Annotated in this window: 25 protein-coding genes; 12 read left to right on the top strand and 13 right to left on the bottom strand. The window is 71.3% G+C overall.

All coding sequences use genetic code 11. From position 1 onward, the window contains the following. On the bottom strand, positions 1–1161 hold the full coding sequence (locus KAG51_RS09195; RefSeq protein WP_290582883.1) for a YibE/F family protein: 1161 nt from the start codon (positions 1159–1161) through the stop codon (positions 1–3). Between the two features lie 35 nt (positions 1162–1196). Then, positions 1197–2669: an MFS transporter gene (locus KAG51_RS09190; protein ID WP_290582881.1), complete on the bottom strand. Its 1473-nt coding sequence runs from the start codon at positions 2667–2669 to the stop codon at positions 1197–1199. Positions 2670–2759: 90 nt separating this feature from the next. Between KAG51_RS09190 and KAG51_RS09185 the strand changes: the two genes are divergently transcribed. Next, entirely contained in the window at positions 2760–3224 is a 465-nt protein-coding gene (locus KAG51_RS09185; RefSeq protein WP_290582879.1) for a MarR family winged helix-turn-helix transcriptional regulator, read from the top strand. 37 nt (positions 3225–3261) lie between these two features. Here KAG51_RS09185 and KAG51_RS09180 read toward each other — a convergent pair whose 3' ends face one another. Then, on the bottom strand, positions 3262–3480 hold the full coding sequence (locus tag KAG51_RS09180) for a hypothetical protein (RefSeq protein WP_290582877.1): 219 nt from the start codon (positions 3478–3480) through the stop codon (positions 3262–3264). A 30-nt stretch (positions 3481–3510) separates the two neighbouring features. Here KAG51_RS09180 and KAG51_RS09175 point away from each other — a divergent pair, with 30 nt between their 5' ends. Genes KAG51_RS09175 through KAG51_RS09165 form a run of 3 tightly spaced genes read left to right on the top strand, consistent with a single transcriptional unit; the run spans position 3511 to position 7148 of the window. Beyond that, the gene (locus KAG51_RS09175) at positions 3511–3792 is read left to right on the top strand and encodes a hypothetical protein (RefSeq protein WP_290582875.1); all 282 of its coding nucleotides are present in this window, start codon (positions 3511–3513) and stop codon (positions 3790–3792) included. Positions 3793–3835: 43 nt separating this feature from the next. Beyond that, a complete protein-coding gene (locus tag KAG51_RS09170) occupies positions 3836–4759 on the top strand; it encodes a Ku protein (RefSeq protein WP_290582873.1) in 924 nt (307 codons plus the stop codon). A gap of 1 nt (position 4760) precedes the next feature. Continuing rightward, entirely contained in the window at positions 4761–7148 is a 2388-nt protein-coding gene (locus tag KAG51_RS09165) for an ATP-dependent DNA ligase (protein WP_290582871.1), read from the top strand. Positions 7149–7380: 232 nt separating this feature from the next. Here the strand turns inward: KAG51_RS09165 and KAG51_RS09160 are convergent, their stop codons facing one another. Then, complete coding sequence (locus KAG51_RS09160) at positions 7381–7935, bottom strand: type 1 glutamine amidotransferase domain-containing protein (RefSeq protein ID WP_290582869.1); 555 nt, start codon at positions 7933–7935, stop codon at positions 7381–7383. A 234-nt stretch (positions 7936–8169) separates the two neighbouring features. On the opposite strand from KAG51_RS09160, the gene KAG51_RS09155 reads away from it, so the two are divergent. Both KAG51_RS09155 and KAG51_RS09150 read left to right on the top strand, forming a co-directional pair. Next, positions 8170–8934 carry a sigma-70 family RNA polymerase sigma factor gene (locus KAG51_RS09155; protein WP_290582867.1) on the top strand — a complete coding sequence of 255 codons (765 nt, stop codon included), beginning with the start codon at positions 8170–8172 and terminating at the stop codon, positions 8932–8934. A 66-nt stretch (positions 8935–9000) separates the two neighbouring features. Continuing rightward, complete coding sequence (locus KAG51_RS09150; protein ID WP_290582865.1) at positions 9001–9165, top strand: hypothetical protein; 165 nt, start codon at positions 9001–9003, stop codon at positions 9163–9165. Between the two features lie 85 nt (positions 9166–9250). Here KAG51_RS09150 and KAG51_RS09145 read toward each other — a convergent pair whose 3' ends face one another. Genes KAG51_RS09145 through KAG51_RS09130 form a run of 4 tightly spaced genes read right to left on the bottom strand, consistent with a single transcriptional unit; the run spans position 9251 to position 10692 of the window. Further along, positions 9251–9682 (bottom strand): SRPBCC family protein, encoded by a 432-nt coding sequence (locus tag KAG51_RS09145; protein ID WP_290582863.1) that lies wholly within the window; start codon positions 9680–9682, stop codon positions 9251–9253. A 38-nt stretch (positions 9683–9720) separates the two neighbouring features. Then, positions 9721–9948, bottom strand: coding sequence for a DUF3618 domain-containing protein (locus KAG51_RS09140; RefSeq protein ID WP_290582861.1), 228 nt, complete (start codon positions 9946–9948; stop codon positions 9721–9723). Next, on the bottom strand, positions 9945–10337 hold the full coding sequence (locus tag KAG51_RS09135) for a phage holin family protein (RefSeq protein WP_290582859.1): 393 nt from the start codon (positions 10335–10337) through the stop codon (positions 9945–9947). Before KAG51_RS09135 ends, KAG51_RS09140 begins: the two co-directional genes overlap by 4 nt. Next, complete coding sequence (locus KAG51_RS09130) at positions 10330–10692, bottom strand: hypothetical protein (RefSeq protein ID WP_290582857.1); 363 nt, start codon at positions 10690–10692, stop codon at positions 10330–10332. Before KAG51_RS09130 ends, KAG51_RS09135 begins: the two co-directional genes overlap by 8 nt. Before the next feature lie 138 nt (positions 10693–10830). Here KAG51_RS09130 and KAG51_RS09125 point away from each other — a divergent pair, with 138 nt between their 5' ends. Both KAG51_RS09125 and KAG51_RS09120 read left to right on the top strand, forming a co-directional pair. Continuing rightward, a complete protein-coding gene (locus tag KAG51_RS09125; RefSeq protein ID WP_290582855.1) occupies positions 10831–11931 on the top strand; it encodes an S-(hydroxymethyl)mycothiol dehydrogenase in 1101 nt (366 codons plus the stop codon). Further along, on the top strand, positions 11931–12539 hold the full coding sequence (locus KAG51_RS09120; RefSeq protein WP_290582853.1) for an MBL fold metallo-hydrolase: 609 nt from the start codon (positions 11931–11933) through the stop codon (positions 12537–12539). The genes KAG51_RS09125 and KAG51_RS09120 overlap by 1 nt, the downstream gene beginning before the upstream one ends. On the opposite strand, the gene KAG51_RS09115 is transcribed toward KAG51_RS09120, so the two are convergent. The 4 genes from KAG51_RS09115 to KAG51_RS09100 form a co-directional block, all read right to left on the bottom strand. After that, positions 12536–12745: a hypothetical protein gene (locus KAG51_RS09115; protein WP_290582851.1), complete on the bottom strand. Its 210-nt coding sequence runs from the start codon at positions 12743–12745 to the stop codon at positions 12536–12538. The two genes, KAG51_RS09120 and KAG51_RS09115, sit on opposite strands and share 4 nt — an antisense overlap. Before the next feature lie 28 nt (positions 12746–12773). Then, positions 12774–13139 (bottom strand): SRPBCC family protein, encoded by a 366-nt coding sequence (locus KAG51_RS09110; RefSeq protein ID WP_290582849.1) that lies wholly within the window; start codon positions 13137–13139, stop codon positions 12774–12776. Positions 13140–13241: 102 nt separating this feature from the next. Next, positions 13242–15581 carry an MMPL family transporter gene (locus KAG51_RS09105; protein WP_290582847.1) on the bottom strand — a complete coding sequence of 780 codons (2340 nt, stop codon included), beginning with the start codon at positions 15579–15581 and terminating at the stop codon, positions 13242–13244. Positions 15582–15675: 94 nt separating this feature from the next. Next, positions 15676–16281 carry a TetR/AcrR family transcriptional regulator gene (locus tag KAG51_RS09100; protein WP_290582845.1) on the bottom strand — a complete coding sequence of 202 codons (606 nt, stop codon included), beginning with the start codon at positions 16279–16281 and terminating at the stop codon, positions 15676–15678. A 168-nt stretch (positions 16282–16449) separates the two neighbouring features. On the opposite strand from KAG51_RS09100, the gene KAG51_RS09095 reads away from it, so the two are divergent. Together KAG51_RS09095 and KAG51_RS09090 are read left to right on the top strand one after the other, a co-directional pair. Beyond that, complete coding sequence (locus KAG51_RS09095; RefSeq protein ID WP_290582843.1) at positions 16450–16857, top strand: YciI family protein; 408 nt, start codon at positions 16450–16452, stop codon at positions 16855–16857. Further along, on the top strand, positions 16857–18014 hold the full coding sequence (locus KAG51_RS09090) for a DUF6596 domain-containing protein (protein WP_290582841.1): 1158 nt from the start codon (positions 16857–16859) through the stop codon (positions 18012–18014). The genes KAG51_RS09095 and KAG51_RS09090 overlap by 1 nt, the downstream gene beginning before the upstream one ends. Before the next feature lie 6 nt (positions 18015–18020). On the opposite strand, the gene KAG51_RS09085 is transcribed toward KAG51_RS09090, so the two are convergent. Then, the gene (locus KAG51_RS09085) at positions 18021–19514 is read right to left on the bottom strand and encodes an AarF/UbiB family protein (RefSeq protein WP_290582839.1); all 1494 of its coding nucleotides are present in this window, start codon (positions 19512–19514) and stop codon (positions 18021–18023) included. A gap of 143 nt (positions 19515–19657) precedes the next feature. Between KAG51_RS09085 and KAG51_RS09080 the strand changes: the two genes are divergently transcribed. Continuing rightward, positions 19658–20089: a hypothetical protein gene (locus KAG51_RS09080; protein WP_290582837.1), complete on the top strand. Its 432-nt coding sequence runs from the start codon at positions 19658–19660 to the stop codon at positions 20087–20089. A gap of 28 nt (positions 20090–20117) precedes the next feature. Next, on the top strand, positions 20118–20600 hold the full coding sequence (locus KAG51_RS09075; protein ID WP_290582835.1) for a pyridoxamine 5'-phosphate oxidase family protein: 483 nt from the start codon (positions 20118–20120) through the stop codon (positions 20598–20600). Positions 20601–20616: the final 16 nt, after the last annotated feature.

Here is a 20616-nt window from a genome sequence, read left to right as displayed (position 1 = left end):
TCAGTCCTGACCCGCGGCTGGCGCCTCCTCGACCCGGCTCAACGCCAGGGCCGCCAGTCCGGTCGTGATCGGCACGGCGGCGACGAGCCCCAGCGTAGCGACGAGGCTCCGCACGATCTCCTGGGCGAGGAACTGGTCGGTCACGGCCGCGCCGAGCGAGCCGGCGTCGGCCGCGACCAGCACGAGGACCGGCAGCGACGAGCCGGCGTACGCGAGGATGATCGTGTTCACGACGGAGGCGATGTGGGCTCGTCCGACCCGGTTCGCCGACCCGTAGAGCTGGCGGGACCCGTAGCCCGGGTTGGCACGGGCGAGCTCGCCCACCGTGGCCGCCTGCGTGACCGTGATGTCGTCCAGCACGCCGAGCGAGCCGATCACGATGCCCGCGAGCAGCAGGCCCCGCGCGTCGATGCCGTAGGTCGTCTCGACCGCCATCGACAGGTCGTCGGTGACGCCCGTGAGGTGCAGGGCGGCCACCGCGAGGTACGCGAGCAGCCCGGTCAGCACGAAGCTCGCCACGGTGCCGAGCAGCGCGACCGTGGTCGTCAGGGTGAATCCGTGGGTCAGGTACAGGACCGACAGCATGATCGCGGCGGAGCCGACGAGGGCGACGAGCAGCGGCGACTCCCCGTCCAGGATCGCCGGCACGATGAACCAGAACAGGATCGCGAACGTCACGACGAGCCCGGCGAGGGCGGTCAGGCCGCGCCACCGGCCGAAGGCGACCAGGGCGAGCGCCGACGCGGCCACGAGGACCCACAGCTGGGTGCCTCGCTCGTGGTCGACGATCGAGGAGACGTCACCGTCCGGGGTGTCGCTGACCAGCACGACGACGGAGTCGCCCTCGGCGATCTCCGGAGCTCCGCTGCCGTTGGTCAGGTCGACCTCGATCGTGCCGCCGCCGTCGTCGAGCCGGACCTCGGCCGTGCCGCACCCGTTGGGCTCGGCCGGCACCCCGTCGTCGCACGCGACCGGGTCGATCGCCGTGACCTGCCCGCCGACCTGCTCGCCCGCGACCTCGCCGGACGTCCGAGTGTCACCGGACGGCCAGAGCCAGATCATCGCGACGACCGTCAGGACCGCGATCGGGGCGATCACCAGGAGCGCGATGGTCCGCAGCCGCCGCGACTCAGGAGCGGCGTGGGCGTGGGCTGCGGTCATGCGCTCACGCTAGAGGACCCGCACGGCCCGGCGGATCACCCGCCCACGGGCACGGTCTGCGCGACGTCCGCGTCGTCGCCGGCCGGCTGCTGCGCGGCCGGGTCCGGGCGCCGCAGCCGCGGCACCAGCAGGGCCACGAGCGCCCCGGCGAGCGCGGCTCCCGCGCCGACGACGAAGCAGAGCTGGAACGCGCCCTCGCTGGGCACCGTGGCGCCCGGGGCCAGCTCGATCGTCCGGCTCGTGAGGATCGCCGCCATCACGGCCCCGGCGATCGTCGTGCCGACCGAGCGCATCAGGGCGTTGACGCCCACGCCGGAACCGGCCTCGTGCGCCGGGACGTTGTCGAGGATCAGGGTCGGCATCGCCGCGTACCCGATGCCGACCCCGGCGGCGCCGATCATCGCACCGATCATGAGCTGCCACGGCGAGCCCATCAGCAGCAGCGAGGCGACGTAGCCCAGGCTCACGACGACGGCGCCGATCGACAGCGTGACGCGGGCCCCGATCGCCGTCAGCAGCCCGCTCGACACCGGTGCGAACAGCATCATCATGAAGCCGGCGGGGGCCATCCACAGGCCCGCCTGCAGGATCGTCTGGCCCAGGCCGAAGCCCGTGGCCTCCGGCAACTGCAGGAGCTGGGGCATGACGATCGACTGCGCCATCATGCCGAACCCGATCAGCACCGCGGCGAGATTCGTGAACAGCACCGGCCGGCGCGCCGAGATCCGCAGGTCGACGAGCGGGTCGCCGTGGCGCAGCTCGTACGCACCCCACGCCAGCAGCACCAGGACGCCGCCCAGGATGCTGCCGACCGTCTCGGGGTCGCCCCACCCCCAGGTCGAGCCCTTGCTGACTCCGATCAGGGCCGCGCTGAGGCCCACGGCAAGCCCGACGATGCCGACGACGTCGAGGTGCGCGGGGTGCCCGTCGGACACGTGCGGCACGACCACGACCGTGAGGGCGAGGACCACCAGAGCGAGCACGGTGGAGAGCCAGAACAGCCCGTGCCAGGAGTAGCGGTCGGCGATCCAGGCCGAGAGCGGAAGCCCCAGGGCGCCGCCGACGCCCAGCGTGGCGCTGACCATGGCCACGGCGCTGTTGGCGCGGTCCTTCGGAGCGATCTCCCGCACGAGGCTGATCGCGACGGGGATGTAGCCCATCGCGACGCCCTGCAGGGCGCGACCGACCAGGAACGGCGCGAGGGTGCTCGACATTGCCGCGACGAGCGAGCCGACCGCGAGGACAGCGGCCGAGGCGACGAGCACCCGCTTCTTGCCGTACATGTCGGCGAGCCGGCCGCTCACGGGCATCGTGACCGCCGCGGCGAGGAGCGTCGCCGTGATGGCCCACGACGAGCTGCTGGCATCGGTGTTCAGGAGCTGGGGCAGCTCGCTCTGGATCGGGATGACCAGCGACTGCATCAGGGCGCCGGAGAGGCTGCCGAGACACAGGACGGCGATGACGGCCGACGGCGAGAAGACACGCCGCGCGGAGATGGTGGCACTCATGGTGCTCCTTCGGGAAGTCTGGGCGCATCGGTGACCTGCGCCGATATGTAGACTACACATCGTTGCGTCAAAGAACTACCGAGGAGCGCTATGACCCGGGTCACCGACGACATGCGCGAGACGCCCGCCGGCCTGGCGATCATCGCGATCGCGATGCTGGAGCGGGCCCAGCGCGCGGCCGAGGACGTGGCCGAGGTCCGCGTGGCCGACCGCCGACTGCTCTGGCTGCTCTCCGACGGACAGCCCCGCACGATGCGTCAGATCGCCGAGGAGCTTGGCCTGGAGCAGTCCACGGTCAACCGGCAGGTCAATGTCGCGCTGGGCGAGGGTCTGCTGGCGCGCTCCGACCCGGACGAGCACCACGCCCGACCCCTCGTCGTCACCGAGGCCGGCCTCGCACTCTTTGCCCGCTCATTCGAACGGCACCTGGGCTACGTCCGCCAGGCACTGACCGCGGTGCCAGAGCAGCGCCGCGAGCGGTTCCTCACCGACCTCGTGGCCTTCGTCGACGCCTACGGAACCGCCATCGACGAAGCGGGCTCCCCCACCGCGTGAGGAAGCCCGCCTGTCGGGTCGACGGCCGCGCCGCGGCTCAGCTCAGGACGTCGGAGGCCGAGACGTCACCGTCGGCGCCGTCGATGGCCTGCGCCAGACGGTCGACCTGGGCGTCGTCCAGCGTGACGCCAGCCTCGTCGAGTCCCTTGCGCAGCTCATCGGCAACGGTGCCCTCGGGGGCGCCGTCCTGGTAGTTCGCGACACGGTCGACGACGTTCTGGATGGCGGTCAGCTGATCATCGGTGAGAGTGCTCATGCCAGCGGTGTACCCCCGTCACGGTCCTCCATGCGTGAAGTCGACCGGGGCGGGTACCTCCCCGGCATGAACAGCCCCACACACCCCGACGCCGGTCCCGGCACCGACGGCCATGCGCCCACCAGCCCCGCCACGTCCCCCGATACCGAGCCGGATGCCGACACGCCGCCGACCCAGCCGTCTCCCGACGCCTCCGAGGTCGAGGACGGCGACCGCCCGGCGGCGGGCGAGGACGCGGTCGAGCCGCCGGAGACCGTGCCCGACGGCGATCGCCTGATCCCGGCCGACCCCGACGGCGAACCGTCCCCCTGAGCCACGTCGTGCACCGGGCCTGAGATCGCGGTTCACTGACAGCATGCGAGCCATCTGGAAGGGCGCGATCAGCTTCGGGCTGGTCTCGGTACCCGTGAAGGTCTACAGCGCGACCTCGTCGCACGATCTCCCCCTGCACCAGGTGCACGCCGAGGACGGCGGGCGCATCAAGTACCAGCGCCGGTGCGAGGAGTGCGGCAAGGTCGTCCCCTACGAGGACATCGACCGCGCCTACGAGGAAGGCGGCCGCCGCGTCGTCCTGAGCGACGAGGACTTCGAGCTGCTTCCCGCCGAGCGTGACCACGAGATCGAGGTCGTCCAGTTCGTGCCGGCCGACCAGGTCGAGATCCTCCGGCTCGACAAGGCCTACTTCCTCGAGCCGGAGGACAAGGCCCTCAAGCCCTACACGCTGCTGCGACGCGCGCTCGAGGACACCGACCGCACCGCGATCGTCCGCTTCGCTCTCCGGCGCAAGACCCGTCTGGCGGCGCTCCGCGTGCGCGGCGACGTCCTGGTGCTGCAGACGATGCTGTGGGACGACGAGGTCCGCTCCCCCGCGTTCGAGGTGCTCGGCTCCACACCCCGGATCTCCCAGCGCGAGCGCGACATGGCCTCGCAGCTGGTGGAGTCGATGTCCGACGACTTCGACCCGGGCGCGTTCACCGACGAGTACCAGGAGCAGCTGCGCGAGCTGATCGCCGAGAAGCTCGAGAAGGGCGACGACGCCGAGGTGCTCGTGACCGACGACAGCGGCGACGACGCCGGCGACAACGTGATCGACCTGATGGACGCGCTGGAGCGAAGCCTGTCGAAGAAGTCCACGACGAAGAAGACGGCGCCGGCCAAGAAGACCGCAGCGAAGAAGAAGGCGCCCGCCAAGAAGACGTCAGCGAAGAAGGCGCCGGCCACGAAGACGACGAAGAAGAAGGCGGCGAAGAAGACGTCCGGCACGAAGAAGTCGGCGTGACGTGGCCTCGCCCGTCACGACCGAGATCGGCGGGCGCCGGCTGCGGCTGACCCACCCGGACAAGGTCCTGTACCCGGCTACGGGCACGACCAAGGCCGATGTCATCCGCTACTACGTCGAGATCGCGCCGTACCTGCTCCCGCACGTCGCCGGGCGCATCGTGACCCGCAAGCGCTGGGTCGACGGCGTGGGCACCGAGCGCTCGCCGGGCGAGGTCTTCTTCGAGAAGAACCTGCCTGACTCCGCACCCGACTGGATCCCGCGCGTCGAGGTCAGCCACCGGGACCACCGCACGCGCTACCCACGCTTCGAGGAGCAGGCCGCTCTCGCCTGGGCAGGTCAGGTCGCGGCGCTCGAGCTGCACGTCCCGCAGTGGCGGGTCGGTCCGAAGGGCAATCACGAGAACCCCGACCGCCTGGTGCTCGACCTCGATCCCGGGCCGGGCGTCGGTCTGCCGGAGTGCGTCGAGGTCGCGAAGCGAGCCCGGGCGATGCTGAAGGACATCGGGCTCGACCCGGTGCCCGTCACGAGCGGCAGCAAGGGCATCCACCTCTACGCCGCACTGGACGGCTCGCACGACGCCGAGGCGATCAACGCCGTCGCGAAGCGACTCGCGCAGGCCCTCGAGGAGCAGCTGCCGGACCTGGTCGTGTCGTCGATGCGCAAGACCGACCGCCAGGGCAAGGTGCTCGTCGACTGGAGCCAGAACAACGGCAGCAAGACCACCGTGGCGCCGTACTCGCTGCGAGGGGGTGAGCAGCCCTACGTCGCCGTGCCGCGGACGTGGCGTGAGCTGAACGACCCCGACCTTCGGCAGCTGCGCATGGACGAGGTGCTGGCGCGGATGAAACGGCGCAAGGATCCGATGGCACCGCTCGGCCACACGCCAGGCCACGGGGGCGGCGCCGATCGCGAGACCGACCTCCTGCGCGAGTACCGGTCCAAGCGCGATGCCCGTCGCACCCCTGAACCGGTGCCGGCCACCCCGGCCCCGAAGGGCTCCGGCGAGGGCCGTCTGTTCGTCGTCCACGAGCACCACGCGAGCAGCCTGCACTGGGACCTGCGGCTCGAGCGCGACGGCGTCCTGCGCTGCTGGGCGCTGCCCAAGGGCCTGCCCGACGACCCGCGGCGGAACCGGCTCGCGGTGCCCACCGAGGACCACCCGCTGGAGTACGCGACGTTCGAGGGCACGATCCCCCAGGGCGAGTACGGCGGCGGCGAGTCGCTGATCTGGGACACCGGCGAGTACGACACCGAGAAGTGGAACGACGGCGAGGTCATCGTGACCCTCCGGGGCAGCCACGACGGCGGACTCGGCGGGGAGCACCGCCGGCTGGCCCTGATTCGGACCGGCACGAACTGGCTCGCGCACGTCATGGAACCGCATGGATCGTCCGGTCGAGCCTCGCTCCGCGACGCGGCGGTCGATCCGATGCTCGCGACCCTCGGCTCCGCAGCGGACGTCGAGGACGACGGCGACTGGGCCTTCGAGCTCAAGTGGGACGGCGTCCGCACGATCGCCGTCGTCGACGGGAGCGACGTGGAGCTGTTCAGCCGGTCGGGACGTCCCGTGGCGGCCACCTATCCCGAGGTCACCGAGGCGCTCGCCGGTCTGCAACCGGAGCAGCCGCTCGTCCTCGACGGCGAGATCGTCGCCCTCGGTCGTCGCGGCGCCCCGGACTTCTCGCTGCTGCAGCACCGCATCCAGCTCTCCCGCAGCGCCGAGATCACCGCTGCTCGCGAGGAGGTTCCCGTGCGTCTCCTCGTGTTCGACGTGCTGCGCGCCGGCGGCAAGGACCTGATCGGCTCGGGGTACGCACGACGCCGCGAGCTCCTGCAGGACCTCGGCCTGGACGACCTCGACAGCGTCGACCTGCCCGCCGCGGTCGAGGGCGACCTCGACGCGGCGATCGCCCAGAGCCGCGACCGTGGCCTCGAGGGGGTCGTCGCAAAGCGCCTCGGCTCGCGCTACCTGCCCGGCCGACGGTCGCGGTCGTGGATCAAGATCAAGCACCTCGCGGCGCAGTCGGTCGTGATCGGCGGCTGGCGGCCCGGGCGTGGTCGACGCGCGGGCTCGATCGGGTCACTGCTGGTCGGCATTCCCGAGGACGGCGGCGTGACGTACGTCGGCCGCGTCGGCTCGGGCTTCGGCGAACGGGACCTGCACGAGCTGGAGCATCGACTCGGACGGCTGGGCCGGAAGACCTCGCCCTTCACGGAGGTGCCGCGCGACGTCGAGCGTGACGCGCAGTGGGTCACGCCGAAGCTCGTCGGCGAGGTCACGTACGCCGAGCTGACGGCCTCAGGCCATCTGCGCCATCCCGTCTGGAAGGGCCTGCGGACGGACCTCGAGGCGACCGACATCGTGCGGGAGACCTCTGCCACCTGACCGGGTGCGGTCACCACCTCGCTGGTCGAGTGCCTCGCGAGCTCTGCGAGCGGGCGTATCGAGACCCGGTCAGGTTCGGGCACTCGGTTGCAACGGCGGGTCCGACCGCTCACCGTCAGGCGGGTAGCGACGCGATACGCCGTCCTCGTTCCTCGGACGCCACTCGACGACCGGGCTGACCGGCTCGTTCCTCGCCGGTGGGGACCCTGACGCGCAGACTGCGTCTGCGGCGTCAGCCGCCCACGACCTCGGCGATCGTGGCGTTGAAGGCCTCGAGATCGTCCGGGTTGCGCGAGGTGATGAGGTCCCAGCCGTTGGCGGGGCAGTGGAAGACGGTCTCGTCGACCCACGAGCCGCCCGCGTTGACGATGTCGGTCTGCAGCGTCGGGAACGAGGTCAGCGTCTTGCCCGGCAGAACGCCGGCCTCGACGAGGGCCCACGGTCCGTGACAGATCGCGGCGACGGGCTTCTTGGCCTCGACGAACGCCGTGACGAGCGCGACCGACGCCGCGTCGCCGCGCACGTGGTCGGCGTTGACGGTGCCGCCGGGGATGACCAGCGCGTCAAAGTCGGCCGCGTCGACGTCGGAGACCGTCGCATCGGGGTCGAAGGTCGCGTCCTTGTCGGTGTCGCCGACCATCGACTGCACGGGCTCCAGCTTCGGGGCAACGTGCACGGCAGTGCCCCCGGCCTCACGGATCGCGGCGATCGGCGACTCGAGCTCGGCCTTCTCGACCCCCTCCTGCGACGTCAGGACGGCGATCTTCTTTCCCTGCAGCGTGCTCATGCGTGCTCCTCCCGAGTCGGGTGCGTCGATTGCTCACCTTCGACGCTAACCGCCCGCCACGAGTCCGCACGCCGACACGACGCCATGCGGGAGCGTGAGCCTGGTTCTGCGGCCGGGGTCGTGACGCCGCTCTCGCGTTGCCGGGTTTGTCCCGCCGTGGTTCCGTGGTGTGACACGTCCATGCATCACCGGTTGAGCCTCCAGCCGTTCCCTCGCTCGAGAACGGAACGTGCCATGACCACTCCCACCACCCTCGAGGAGCAGTCGCACCGGCTTCTCACCCAGGCTCGCGACGAGCTGTCACCGCGCCGTGAGGCGCTGCAGAACCAGGTGCTCGAGAACAACCTGGCCCTCGCCCGCCGCCTCGCTCGGCGCTACCGCGGTCGCGGCGTCGCCACGGACGACCTGGAGCAGGTCGCCCGGCTGGGTCTGCTGAAGGCCGTGCGCCGGTTCGACGCCGACCGACACTCCTTCACCGCCTACGCCGTCCCGACGATCCTCGGCGAGCTGCGCCGTCACTTCCGCGACAGCGCCTGGATGGTTCGTCCCGGGCGTCATGTCCAGGAGGTGCAGGCCGCGGCCAACGTCGCTCGCGAGGACCTGCGGACCGAGCTGTCGCGCGATGCGACACCTGCCGAGGTGGCCCATCGCATCGGCGAGCCCGAGTCCGCGCTCCGCGAGGCCGACGCGGTGCTGGGCGCCTTCTCCCCGCGATCGCTCGATGCACCGACCCCGGGCGACGGCCCACCGTTCGGCCACACCCTGGGCTCGGTCGATCCCCGGCTCGAGCTCGCCGAGGACCTGCAGGCCATCCGCCCCACGATCCGCCAGCTCAGCGCGCAGGACCGACAGCTCCTCAGCATGCGGTTCGTCGACGGCCGCACGCAGGCCGACATCGGCCGCGAGCTGGGCATCTCGCAGATGCAGGTGTCCCGCCGGCTGACCGCCGTGATCGAGCGGATCCGGGACGGGATGGGACTGACTCAGCTGGCGAGCTGACCTCTCCGGCGCATGAACCGCCCGCAGCGGGGTACTCCCCGGACGACCACCACGGAAGGAGCGATCATGACCGTCGCACCGCCTGACCCGGCCCAGCCGGTCAAGCCGCAGGAGCCGGGCGTGCCCGGAGCCGAGCCCGTGATCGAACCAGGCCTGCCCGACCCCGCCGACCCGGACGTCGCCCCGGAGCCGCAGACCGAACCGCGACCGGACGGCCCGGCCGCCCACTGAGACCCCCGCTTCACGCATGCGGGGAAGGCCCTGGCCCGATTCGACATCGGGCCAGGGCCTTCGTTCGTCTGTGGACGCGGCCGCGTCACAGACGGTTGAGCACCGTGACCATGTCGTCCTCGGTGTCGCTGCCGATCTTCTCGAACACGAGCTTGACGACCGGGGTCGCCAGCTTTGCGGCTCCGCTCATCTCGATGTCAGCGGTGTACGTGATCTCGGAACCGCTGCCGGACGCCACGACCTCGATCGTGTCAGTCGTGTCGGCGGTCTCGTTGGCGCCATGGAAGACGACCTTCGCATCCGTGAGCTCGGTCAGCTCGTAGACGAGCTCGGTCGAGACGCCAGCGATCTTCGACGTGTTCTTCCAGGTGCTGCCGACGGCGACAGGGCCGTCGTCCAGACGCACACACGTCTCGGTGCCAGGATCCCAGTCCTCGGCGTTCGCGAAGTCCTTGAGGTAGTCCAGCACGACGGCGGGCCGGGGGTCGACGATGAACGTTCTGCTGATGGTGGTCATGACCGAGGAGTACCCGCGGAACCTGCGGGCCAATCAGGTCAGAGCCGCCGCCAGGCGACGGCGATCGCCACCGCGGTGACACCCAGCACCGCCAGCTGCGGCCAGCGTCCGACGAGACCGTCCTTGGCGCGCCCCGCCACGTGGGCGGGCGCCAGGCGGTCACCCAGCTCGTCGATCGTGTCGGCCAGCTGCTCGCGAGTGCGCTCGATGTCAGCCTCGATCTCCCGGGCCGAGGCGCCGGGTCCGGGACGGTCCGTGCCGGTCATGCGTGCTCTCCCTTCGCGGCAGCCAGGTCCTTCTTGACGTTCTCGGCCGTGCTGGGCGGCCCGACCTCCTTGATCTGCGCAAGACCGAGCAGAGCGCCGACGCCCGCGATCGCGAACAGGATCACTGCCACGACCAGTGCGGCCAGCCACACGTCGAGGACCAGGGCCAGCGCGGCGACCGCCGCGGCGACGAGCGCGCCGAGCCCGAGCACCGCGAGCAGCCCGGTGGCACCGAACAGGCCGGCGCCGACGCCCGCATGCCTGGCGCTCTCGCGGAGCTCGGCCTTCGCCAGCTCGACCTCGTCGTGCACCAGGCGGCTGGTGTGCTCGGTGAGCTGCACCGCGAGCTCGCCGACCGTGGCGTCCTGCGGCGCACCTCGCTCAGGCATGGTCGGCCTCCACCGGGTTCTCCGGGGTGCCCGGCAGCGGGTCGCCGTGCGGCTTGGGGGTCCGGGCGCTCGGGGCACCCGGGACCGAGGTGTCGGGGGCCGCGTCGTCGTCGGAGGAGAGCACGTCCTTGACCGTGCCACTCGCCTTGGCGGCGGCCTCCTGGGCCTTCTCCTTGACGACGGGCGCCTGCTGGGCGGCGTACTCCTGGGCCTGGGCCGCGGCCTTCTGGACCTGTGGGTTCGAGCGCACGCCGTCGAACGCGGACACGATCTGCTCGTACCGCTCGCGGCCGGCGCGGGTGCCGAGCACGTAGCCGATGCCGGCGGCCGCCAGGATGGTGGTCTTCCTCAGCATGGTTCCTCCAGGGATGACGCGGTGGACCGACTGCCCACCGGCTTCCTGGGCCGTACCCGCTCCCCCCAGGACCATGCACCGTGACACCGTTCACGGCTCTGACAGACTGGCGACCAGTCGACGAAGGAGTGCACGCCCATGCAGCAGGTCAAGGCCGTCATCGCCCGTTCGAAGGGGGCTCCGGTCGAGCTCGTGACGATCACCGTTCCCGACCCCGGCCCGGGCGAGGCCGTCGTGCAGGTCCAGGCATGCGGTGTCTGCCACACCGACCTCCACTACCGCGAGGGCGGCATCAACGACGAGTTCCCGTTCCTGCTCGGCCACGAGGCCGCGGGGGTCGTGGAGGCCGTCGGACCTGACGTCACCGACATCGCCCCGGGCGACTTCGTGGTGCTCAACTGGCGGGCCGTGTGCGGCGACTGCCGAGCGTGCAACCGCGGGGAGCAGCAGTACTGCTTCAACACGTTCAACGCGACGCAGAAGATGACGCTCGAGGACGGCACGGAGCTGTCCCCCGCCCTGGGCATCGGCGCATTCGCGGAGAAGACGCTCGTGGCCGCCGGCCAGTGCACCAAGGTCGACCCGTCCGCGCGTCCGGCGGCCGTGGGCCTGCTGGGCTGTGGCGTCATGGCCGGCATCGGCGCCGCGATCAACACCGGTGGCGCCACCCGCGGGCGCTCCGTCGCGGTCATCGGCTGCGGTGGCGTCGGGGTGGCCGCGATCGCCGGTGCGGCGCTGGCCGGTGCCAGCCCGATCATCGCGGTCGACATCGATGCCGCCAAGCTCGAGACCGCCCGCACGCTCGGCGCGACCCACACCGTCGACTCCTCGCAGGTCGACCCGGTCGAGGCCATCAAGGAGATCGCCGCCCAGACGTACCCGGGCGCTGAGGGCGCCGACGTCGTGATCGAGGCCGTGGGGCGCCCGGAGACGTGGAAGCAGGCGTTCTACGCCCGCGACCTCGCCGGCACCGTGGTCCTCGTGGGAGTCCCCACGCCCGACATGACCGTGCCCGAGATCCCGCTCATCGACGTGTTCGGCCGCGGCGGCTCGCTCAAGTCCAGCTGGTACGGCGACTGCCTGCCGAGCCGCGACTTCCCGATGCTCGTCGACCTCTACCAGCAGGGACGCCTCGACCTCGACGCGTTCGTGACCGAGGAGATCGCGATCGACGCCGTGGAGGCCGCGTTCGAACGGATGCACCACGGCGACGTGCTGCGATCGGTCGTGGTGCTCTGATGGCGGCCCGCATCGACCACGCCGTCACGGCCGGCACCTTCAGCCTCGACGGCGAGACCCACCAGGTCGACAACAACGTCTGGGTCGTCGGCGACGACACCGAGTGCCTCGTGATCGACGCCCCGCACTCGGTCGACGACATCCTCGCCGTCGTCGGCGATCGCACGCTGACCGCGATCATCTGCACGCACGCGCACGACGACCACGTCCGTGTGGCCCCCGAGCTGCGCGAGCGCACCGGCGCCCCGATCTACCTGCACCCGGACGACCGTCCGGTCTGGGAGCTCACCCACGGCGACGCGATCATCTGGGACCACGACCTCTCCGACGGTCTCTCGATCGAGGTCGCCGACACGGCTCTCACGGTGCTGCACACGCCGGGCCACGCTCCCGGCGCTGTCTGCCTGTTGGCGCCGGACCTCGGTGCGGTGTTCACCGGCGACACCCTGTTCAACGGCGGACCTGGCGCGACCGGGCGCTCCTTCAGCGACCGGCCCACGATCGAGGCCTCGATCCGAGCGAAGCTCTTCGCCCTCCCCGACGAGACCGTGGTGCACACCGGGCACGGTGACGACACCACGATCGGCGCCGAGAAGGCCAACCTCTAGGCCCGCTCGTCCGGCTCCGACTCGTCGGGGACCGGGTTCTCCGGCTCCGCCTCGGGGTCGACCACGGCACCGTCGCTGCGCTGGGCGATCTCGGTCTCGGACGGGTCGGCGTGGAGCCGGACGTCGTCGGGCACCGCGTTGACCGCCATGGCGTCCTCCGGCGTCCAGTCCTTCGGGTCCTTCTGGTTCGGGTCGAGGGGAGTCATGCCGGCGGGGTACCCACCGGCCGCGTGCTCACGCACGGGCCAGCTGGTCGATCCGGCGCAGCGCGATCGTCACCACGGGGACGTAGGCGGGCGCCCAGACCGGGACGCCCATGCTCAGCCGTGTCCCGGCTCCCGACGCCTCGACGGCGTGGGTCGTGGCCGGGATCCCGGCGACCTTCCACGACCAGCGTCGCCCCGGCACCACGGCCGTCAGCACGAACGGCAGCGGCGGACCGACGACCGGCCAGACGCGGCCTGTGGCACCCACCTCGAACGGCCCGTCGATCTCCGCTCGACGCACGCTCGGGCCCCAGCGCGGCCACGCCTCCAGGTCGGTCACCAGCTGCCAGACACGGTCCGGGTGCGCGGCGATCTCACGACGGAGGATGAGCACCCCTCCAGCATCGCCGCCGCGACGAGCGCCCGCTCGTCCACACCTCGTGACGCGCCGGACCCCCGCCTCGGGACGAAGACGGGGGTCCGGTGGTCTGGCCGGTCAGACGTCCGCGGTGACCCGCTCGTCGGAACCCTCCGAGGTGCGTGTCAGGTGCGGGCGGTGCAGGTTCTCGCCCTCGATGTCGACGCGCGGCAGGATCCGGTCGAGCCACGCCGGCAGGTACCACGCCTTGTCGCCCATCAGGTACATGAGTGCCGGAATCAGCACCATCCGGATCACGAACGCGTCGAAGATGACCGCCGCCGCGAGCGCGAAGCCCATCGAGGTGATGATCGGGTCATCCATGAAGATGAAGCCCGCGAACACCGCCGTCATGATCAGGGCCGCCGCCGTCACGACGCGAGCACTGTTGCGGAAGCCGTCGACCACGGCCTCGCGGTACGTGGCTCCGTGGACGTAGGCCTCACGGATCCGCGTGACGAGGAAGACCTGGTAGTCCATCGCCAGACCGAACACCACGCCGATCAGGAAGATCGGGATGAAGCTCACGATCGGCTGGCCCGGGAAGAGCCCGAACAGCCCCTCCTGGAACAGTGCCACGGTCGCGCCCAGCGTCGCCATGATCGAGAGCAGGAAGCCCAACGTCGCGGTCAGCGGCACGAGGATCGACCGGAACACGATCATGAGCAGCAGGAACGCCAGCCCGATGACGATCGCGAGGTAGATCGGCAGGGCATCGGCGAGCTTCTGCGAGACGTCGGTCTGGATCGCGGTCAGTCCCGTCACCCCCACGGTCGTGCCGGTCCCGGACTCGATCCGCGCCTCACCGTCACGCAACGACTGCAGGAGGTCCTCGGTCGCGGTGTCCTCCGCGGCCGACGCCGGCTCGACGAGGATCATCGCGCCGTTCTCGTTGCTGACGGCGACCATCGCGTTCGTGACGTCGTCCTGTCCGCCGGCCCACGCGGCGACGGCCTGGTACGCCGCCTGCCGGTCTTGGTCCGACCCGAGGTCGCGGGCGTCGACGACGACGAGCATCGGCGCGAGACGACCCGGGCCGAACGCCTCGGTCACGAGATCGGAGGCCTCGCGCTGGGTCGTCCCCTCCGACGCCGTGCTGTCGCTCGGCAGCGCGAGGTGCATGTCCTTCGCGGGGATCGCCAGGGCGCCCAGGCCCAGGACCACGACGACGACCGCGACGACGGGGGCGCGGCCCAGGAGCCGGGCCCAGCGGACCCCGTTGTTGATGATCGTGCGGTCGGCCTCACGGCGCGGGCGGTAGTGACGGAAGCTGCCGCCGAAGGCCTTCGACTTGAGCAGCCCGAGGATCGCAGGAAGCAGCGTCAGCGCGACCAGGACCGCGACCGCGACCGTGACGGCAGCGCCGAGGCCCATCGCGGTCAGGAACGAGATGCCGACGACCCCGAGGGCCACGAGCGCGATGATGACCGTCAGTCCGGCGAACACGACGGCCGATCCTGCCGTGCCGACCGCGATGCCGATGGCCTCCTCGCGGTCGTCGGTGTGGTCGAGCTCGCCGCGGAACCGCGCGAGGATGAACAGCGTGTAGTCGATGCCGACCGCCAGGCCGAGCATGCTCGCCAGCGCCGTGGTGCTGGACGGGACCTCCGCGAAGGCCGTCATCGCGGTGATGCCGGCGATGCCGATGCCGACACCGACGCCGGCGGTGAGGATCGGCATGCCGGCGGCCACGAGCGATCCGAAGGTCAGGGCGAGGATCATGATCGCGACGGCGATGCCGATGAGCTCGGCGCTCGCACCGTGCTGCTCGACGACCTGCATGCCGGGACCCGAGACCTCCACGGTCAGGCCCGAGTCGCGTGCGGTGTCCATCAGGTCGAGGACCTCGTCCTGCGCCTCCGGCGACACGTCGAGCACCGTGGGCTCGTCGAACGCGAAGGAGATCGTGCCGATCCGGCCGTCCGCGGACAACGGGGTCGCGGAGGCCAGCTGCGCCTCGGCCGCCGCGAGCGCCGCGTCACGATCAAACGGCTGACCGGCCTCCTGCGCCGCAGCCTGCGCCTGGTCGACTCCCGCCAGGACCTGGGCCTCCAGACCGGCCGCGGCCTCGACGGGTCCGACGACACCCTCGGTGACGTCGGACAGTGCGCCGAGGTCCTGCGTCAGGGTGCTGATCGCTCCCGCGTAGGGCTCGTCGGCCAGCGTCTGGCCCTCGGGCGCGGCCACGACGATCGTGGCCGTCGGGGCGTCGACGGCCTCCGCCTCCGGGAACAGCTCCTGCTGGAGCTCGGCCGTGTCGACGGACTCGATACCGGGGATCGAGAACGAGTTCGACATCGGCTTGGACAGCAGTCCGGCGCCGGCGCCGAGGGTCGCGAGGGCGATGACCCAGGCGGCGAGGAAGATCGGCCAGCGCCGGTAGGCGGTCTTGCCGAGTCGGTAGAGAAGGGTGGCCATGTCAGGGATCTCCTGGGAGTGGTGGCAGATGGGACGAACAGAGGGCGGTGCCCCCGGGTCAGAGCAGGGTCAGTCGGGGTCGGACGGGGTGGGGTCAGGTGCGGGGTGTGGTCGGGGCGTCGCGCAGCAGCTCGACGACTCCGGCGTAGGCACGCCCCAGGTGCTCGACGAAGTCGATGCTGCCGTCGTCGAGCGACTCGTCCAGGGCGAGGTCGATGAGATTGATGGTCAGACGGGTCACGAGCAGGGCCGTCCACGGATCGACCGCGCCCTCGCGTTCGGCGATGACCTCGGAGAACACCTCGACGAGGCCGACGAGGCGCTCGTGCATCGCGGTGTACAGCCGAGCGTCGCTGCGGATCAGCTGCCGGAGCCGCGCCACCTCGGAGAGGGTGAGCTCATCGGCGCCGAACACCGTGCGAAGCAGGTCGATGACGTCGGTCATGAGGTGTCCGGTCGGCCCACCCGCGAGAAAGTCCGCCGCCAGGGCCGGGTCGGGGTCGTCGCCCGGCACGCCGAGCACGGCGTCGATCTTGCTGGGCACGTAGTTGAACAGGGTCCGGCGCGAGACGCCCGCACACGCGGCGAGCTGGTCCATCGTGAATCCGTCGAGGCCGTGCTCGAGGGCGAGGCGCTGCGCGCACTGCGAGATCGCCCGCGCCGTGCGTCGACGCCGCGCCTCACTTGCACTTTCAACCATGGAGTGCATTCTTGCACTATGGCCGACCAAGTGCAATCGGCCGGACGGGTGATTCGGCTCTCCCCTCGCGGACCGAGGAACGTCGCGCCAGGATGTCGAGAAATCTCGCCCTGCTCCGACCCCGGGGTGAGAGCGACCACCGAGGTCGCCGCGAGCAAGGAGAAGTCCATGGCCAAGTACCTGCTGCTGAAGCACTACCGCGGAGCCCCGGCCGCGCGGAACGACGTGATGATGGACCAGTGGACACCCGAGGAGATCTCGGCCCACATCCAGTACATGAACGACTTCGCCGACCGCCGCCGGGAGGCTGGCGAGCTCGTCGCCGAGCAGGCGCTGGCGCCCACGGGGCTGTGGGTGCAGTACGCCGGCGAAGGTCGGCCGCCGGTCACCGACGGGCCGTTCGCCGAGACCAAGGACCTCATCGCGGGCTTCATGATCATCGATGTCGACACCCCGGAGCGGGCCGTCGAGCTGGCCGGGGAGCTCTCCGCCGCACCGGGCAAGAACGGTGAACCGCTCCACGAGTGGCTCGAGGTCCGACCGCTCTACGGCGAGCCACCGCTCGTGCAGGACTGATGGGGACGACCCCGTTCGATCCTGCCGTCGTCCGGAGCCTCGCTCCGGACGTGCTGGCGATCCTCGTCCGTCGCGGAGCCGGTTTTGCGGCGGGCGAGGACGCCGTCCAGGAGGCGCTGGTCGAGGCCTGGCGCACCTGGCCGGACGACCCACCCCGCGACCCCAAGGCCTGGCTCGTCACCGTGGCGTGGCGCCGCCTCGTCGACGCGACCCGGTCCGAGGTCTCGCGTCGCGAGCGGGAGGAGCGGGTCGACGCGCGGCCCGCTCCCGGCCCTGCCGCCTCGACCGACGACTCCCTGCAGCTCTACTTCCTCTGCGCCCACCCGTCGCTCACGCCGTCGTCGGCCGCCGCCCTCACCCTGCGGGCGGTGGGAGGCCTCACGACGCGCCAGATCGCGGAGGCCTACCTCGTGCCCGAGGCGACGATGGCGCAGCGCATCAGCCGGGCCAAGCGCACCGTCTCCGAGCAGCGCCTCGACCGCCCCGGAGATGTCGCCACGGTGCTCCGCACCCTGTACCTGGTGTTCAACGAGGGCTATTCCGGCGACCTCGACCTGGCGTCCGAGGCGATCCGCATGACCCGCCAGCTCGCCGCCGCGGTCGACCATCCGGAGATCTCGGGGCTGCTCGCGCTCATGCTCTTGCACCACGCGCGTCGCGACGCCCGCACCGCGCCGGACGGTTCCCTCGTCCCCTTGGCCGAGCAGGACCGCACCCAGTGGGACACCGCGGCGATCACCGAGGGGGTCGCGATCCTGCAGCTCGCGCTGTCACGTGACCGCCTCGGCGAGTTCCAGGCGCAGGCGGCGATCGCGGCCCTCCACGCCGACGCCCGGGCGTTCACCGCAACCGACTGGGTCCAGGTCGTCGAGTGGTACGACGAGCTCGTGCGCCTCACGCAGAACCCGGTCGCGCAACTCAACCGGGTCGTCGCCCTCGCCCAGGCCGACGGCGCCCGGGCCGGGCTGGCCGCCCTCGCCGAGCTGGACGACTCGCTCCCCCGCTTCTCGGCCGTGGCCGCGCACCTGCACGAGATGGACGGCGACCTCGCGCTCGCGGCCCGGCTCTACGCCGAGGCCGCGACGAAGGCCACCAGCACGGCCGAGCGCGATCATCTGGTGCGCCAGGCCGCCCGCCTCAACGCAGCGACACGGTGACGGCAGTCAGGCGCTGACCGCGTCGCCCACGCTCGTGGCGGGGTCGGCCAGCAGGTCGAGCAGGATCTCCTGGACGACCTCGAGCACATCGGCGTCGGGGGCCACGCTGGCGGCGAAACCCGACAGGTAGAGCAGGTTCTTGAAGAACAGCACGAGGTCCTTCGGCATGCGGAAGCCGTTGCGGGCCAGGACCTGCAGCAGCCGCCCGAGCGTGAGTCCGAGCTGGTCGAACGTGACCGCGCCGCGCGACCTGTCCTGCAGCAGGTCGAGCTCGACCTGGAGCTCGGCGACCAGAGCGTCGATCTCGGCGTCGGCGGCGATCGCTCCGAACGACTGCATCGCCGCGATCTGCCCGGCGGCGTCGTTCATGGCCCACGCGGTCAGGTACTCGACCAGGCCGGCGCGCTGGGCGGAGTCGAGCCGGCCGGCGATGCCGAAGTCGACGAGCGAGAACGCGCCGGTGGCCTCGTCGACCAGGACGTTGCCCGCGTGCAGGTCGCCGTGGAAGACCCCGTGCTTGAGGGTCGCCTCGACGACGCCCTTGATCCCGTGGTGCAGGAGGCGGTGCCCGTCGAGGTCGGCCGCCGGGTCGAGCCGCGAGTACGAGACGCCCGGGAGCATCTCCATGACGAGGACGCGCTCGGTGACCATGCCCGGCAGCGGTCGCGGCGCGCGCATGTGGTCGGCACCGAGCGCCTCGAGCACGGCGCTGGAGTCGACGAGATTGGCCGCCTCCAGGCGGAAGTCCAGCTCCTCGAGCGCGAGCTGGGCGAACAGCTCCACGAATCCCGTGAGGTTCGCGGCGCGCGTTCCCTCGTGCAGCTTCTCGACCGCTGCCGCCGCGATCGCGAGGGTCTCGATGTCGGCGCGGAATCGGCGCCGGAGCCCCGGACGGCGCACCTTGACGACGACGTCGGTGCCGTCGACCAGGCGACCGCGATGCACCTGCCCGATCGAGCCGGCCGCGAGCGGGGTCTCGTCGATCCAGGACAGCCGCACCCGCGCGTCGCCGAGCTCCCGCTCGACGACCTCGAGAACGACGCCCGGCGGCAGGGCGGGAGCGTCGTCGCGGCACCAGGCGAAGGCCGTGACCCACTCGTCGGGGAGCAGACCGTCAGCCGTGGCGATGAACTGGCCGAGCTTGACGTACGTGGGCCCGCCGGCGCGCACCAGGCGCTGCGCACGTTCGAGCGTCCCGGCGCTCGCGTTCGGCGGCTCGACCCGCAGGCCGACCGCAGCCGAGGCGGCGCCCAACAGATGGATCGGCACGTCCGGAGCCGCCGTGCTGACCAGGCGCCACCCCATCGAGAACAGCGACCCGAGAGTGTCGGGCCACAGGCGAGGCGTCGCGAGGCGCTTCGCGTCCCGTGCGACGGCCACCCGCTGCTCGGCCGCCTCGTGGTGCCACTGCAGCGCCTGCTGCGTCAGGCCGGGGACCTCGGCAAGACGCTCGGAGCGGCGGATCAGGGCGTCGATGCTCGGCGGCGGGGGGATGATCATGCCACCGAGAGTGGCACATACCGACGGTATGGCGCGAGGGCTCCCGCGGGTGCGCGTCGTCACGCCACCTTCGGCACACTGGCGACCCACAGGCCTGTGGACGGCGATCCCCACCGGACGCGCTCTGCGCCGAGACTGCCGTCATGACCCCTGAACTCGATCACCCCATCCGCACCGTCCGCGACCTCGCGCAGGTCTGGGAGTTCATCGACGGCGGACACGGCTACGACGCCCCGCAGATGTTCGCGGTCGTCATCGACGCCGACGACCGACTCATACCGACCGTCGTGCAGATCTACGACGAGGAGTTCGAGGACGGCCCCGACGAGGAGGCGATGCGCCAGTTCCTCGCCGTCCACGACGCAGCCCTCGCCGGAGGCGTGTCCGGGGCGTCCGTGGCCGTCATGCGCGCCCGGCCCGGCGGAAGCGCCTTCACAGCGCAGGACCGGGCCTGGTGCGCCATGACCCATCGGCTGATGGGCGAGATGCGGTGCGGGACCCGGCCGCTGTTCTTCGCCACCGACCGGACTGTCGGCGTCGTGCCGCCAGACGTGCTCGTGGGGGCCACCGGGTGAGCCAGCCGCTGGTGGGTACTCCCGTGACATGAGCACCTCCGAGATGGATCGCCTGGTCGAGCTGACCCGAGACTCCCGCTTCTGCATGCTGACGACCCTCGACCCCGACGGCACGTTGGTCAGCCGGCCGATGTCGCGCCAGGAGGTCGACATCTCGACCGAGCTGTGGTTCATCGCCACCCGCGACTCGCGCAAGGTCGAGCACATCCGTCGAGATCCGACGGTGGGCGTCACCGTCGCCGGCGACACGTCCTGGGTCTCGTTGGCGGGCAAGGCCGAGGTCGTCGACGACCTCGAGAAGCTCCGCGAGCTCTGGAACACGTTCGCCGAGGCGTGGATCCCCGACGGGCCCGAGGACCCGAACGCGATCCTGATCCGCGTCGACATCGAGTCGGCGGAGTACTGGGACAACCCCGGCGGGCGCATCTCCACCGTCATCAGCCTCGTGAAGTCCACGATCACCGGCCAGCCCTACGACGGCGGCGACCACGCGAAGATCGCTGACGTCTGAGCGCGCCGGGTCGTAG

Source organism: Aeromicrobium sp. (assembly GCF_023146395.1).
In the GTDB taxonomy this organism is placed as follows: Bacteria; Actinomycetota; Actinomycetes; order Propionibacteriales; family Nocardioidaceae; genus Aeromicrobium.
The sequence above is the reverse complement of the archived record's forward strand: the minus strand, read 5'-3'. Positions and strand labels throughout refer to the sequence as shown.

Excerpts from the sequence above, each read along its gene's own strand:
- KAG51_RS09195 (WP_290582883.1), bottom strand. The coding sequence starts at position 1,161 with ATGACCGCAGCCCACGCCCACGCCGCTCCTGAGTCGCGGCGGCTGCGG.
- KAG51_RS09190 (WP_290582881.1), bottom strand. The coding sequence starts at position 2,669 with ATGAGTGCCACCATCTCCGCGCGGCGTGTCTTCTCGCCGTCGGCCGTC.
- KAG51_RS09185 (WP_290582879.1), top strand. The coding sequence starts at position 2,760 with ATGACCCGGGTCACCGACGACATGCGCGAGACGCCCGCCGGCCTGGCG.
- KAG51_RS09180 (WP_290582877.1), bottom strand. The coding sequence starts at position 3,480 with ATGAGCACTCTCACCGATGATCAGCTGACCGCCATCCAGAACGTCGTC.
- KAG51_RS09175 (WP_290582875.1), top strand. The coding sequence starts at position 3,511 with ATGCGTGAAGTCGACCGGGGCGGGTACCTCCCCGGCATGAACAGCCCC.
- KAG51_RS09170 (WP_290582873.1), top strand. The coding sequence starts at position 3,836 with ATGCGAGCCATCTGGAAGGGCGCGATCAGCTTCGGGCTGGTCTCGGTA.
- KAG51_RS09160 (WP_290582869.1), bottom strand. The coding sequence starts at position 7,935 with ATGAGCACGCTGCAGGGAAAGAAGATCGCCGTCCTGACGTCGCAGGAG.
- KAG51_RS09155 (WP_290582867.1), top strand. The coding sequence starts at position 8,170 with ATGACCACTCCCACCACCCTCGAGGAGCAGTCGCACCGGCTTCTCACC.
- KAG51_RS09150 (WP_290582865.1), top strand. The coding sequence starts at position 9,001 with ATGACCGTCGCACCGCCTGACCCGGCCCAGCCGGTCAAGCCGCAGGAG.
- KAG51_RS09145 (WP_290582863.1), bottom strand. The coding sequence starts at position 9,682 with ATGACCACCATCAGCAGAACGTTCATCGTCGACCCCCGGCCCGCCGTC.
- KAG51_RS09140 (WP_290582861.1), bottom strand. The coding sequence starts at position 9,948 with ATGACCGGCACGGACCGTCCCGGACCCGGCGCCTCGGCCCGGGAGATC.
- KAG51_RS09135 (WP_290582859.1), bottom strand. The coding sequence starts at position 10,337 with ATGCCTGAGCGAGGTGCGCCGCAGGACGCCACGGTCGGCGAGCTCGCG.
- KAG51_RS09130 (WP_290582857.1), bottom strand. The coding sequence starts at position 10,692 with ATGCTGAGGAAGACCACCATCCTGGCGGCCGCCGGCATCGGCTACGTG.
- KAG51_RS09125 (WP_290582855.1), top strand. The coding sequence starts at position 10,831 with ATGCAGCAGGTCAAGGCCGTCATCGCCCGTTCGAAGGGGGCTCCGGTC.
- KAG51_RS09120 (WP_290582853.1), top strand. The coding sequence starts at position 11,931 with ATGGCGGCCCGCATCGACCACGCCGTCACGGCCGGCACCTTCAGCCTC.
- KAG51_RS09115 (WP_290582851.1), bottom strand. The coding sequence starts at position 12,745 with ATGACTCCCCTCGACCCGAACCAGAAGGACCCGAAGGACTGGACGCCG.
- KAG51_RS09105 (WP_290582847.1), bottom strand. The coding sequence starts at position 15,581 with ATGGCCACCCTTCTCTACCGACTCGGCAAGACCGCCTACCGGCGCTGG.
- KAG51_RS09100 (WP_290582845.1), bottom strand. The coding sequence starts at position 16,281 with ATGGTTGAAAGTGCAAGTGAGGCGCGGCGTCGACGCACGGCGCGGGCG.
- KAG51_RS09095 (WP_290582843.1), top strand. The coding sequence starts at position 16,450 with ATGGCCAAGTACCTGCTGCTGAAGCACTACCGCGGAGCCCCGGCCGCG.
- KAG51_RS09090 (WP_290582841.1), top strand. The coding sequence starts at position 16,857 with ATGGGGACGACCCCGTTCGATCCTGCCGTCGTCCGGAGCCTCGCTCCG.
- KAG51_RS09085 (WP_290582839.1), bottom strand. The coding sequence starts at position 19,514 with ATGATCATCCCCCCGCCGCCGAGCATCGACGCCCTGATCCGCCGCTCC.
- KAG51_RS09080 (WP_290582837.1), top strand. The coding sequence starts at position 19,658 with ATGACCCCTGAACTCGATCACCCCATCCGCACCGTCCGCGACCTCGCG.
- KAG51_RS09075 (WP_290582835.1), top strand. The coding sequence starts at position 20,118 with ATGAGCACCTCCGAGATGGATCGCCTGGTCGAGCTGACCCGAGACTCC.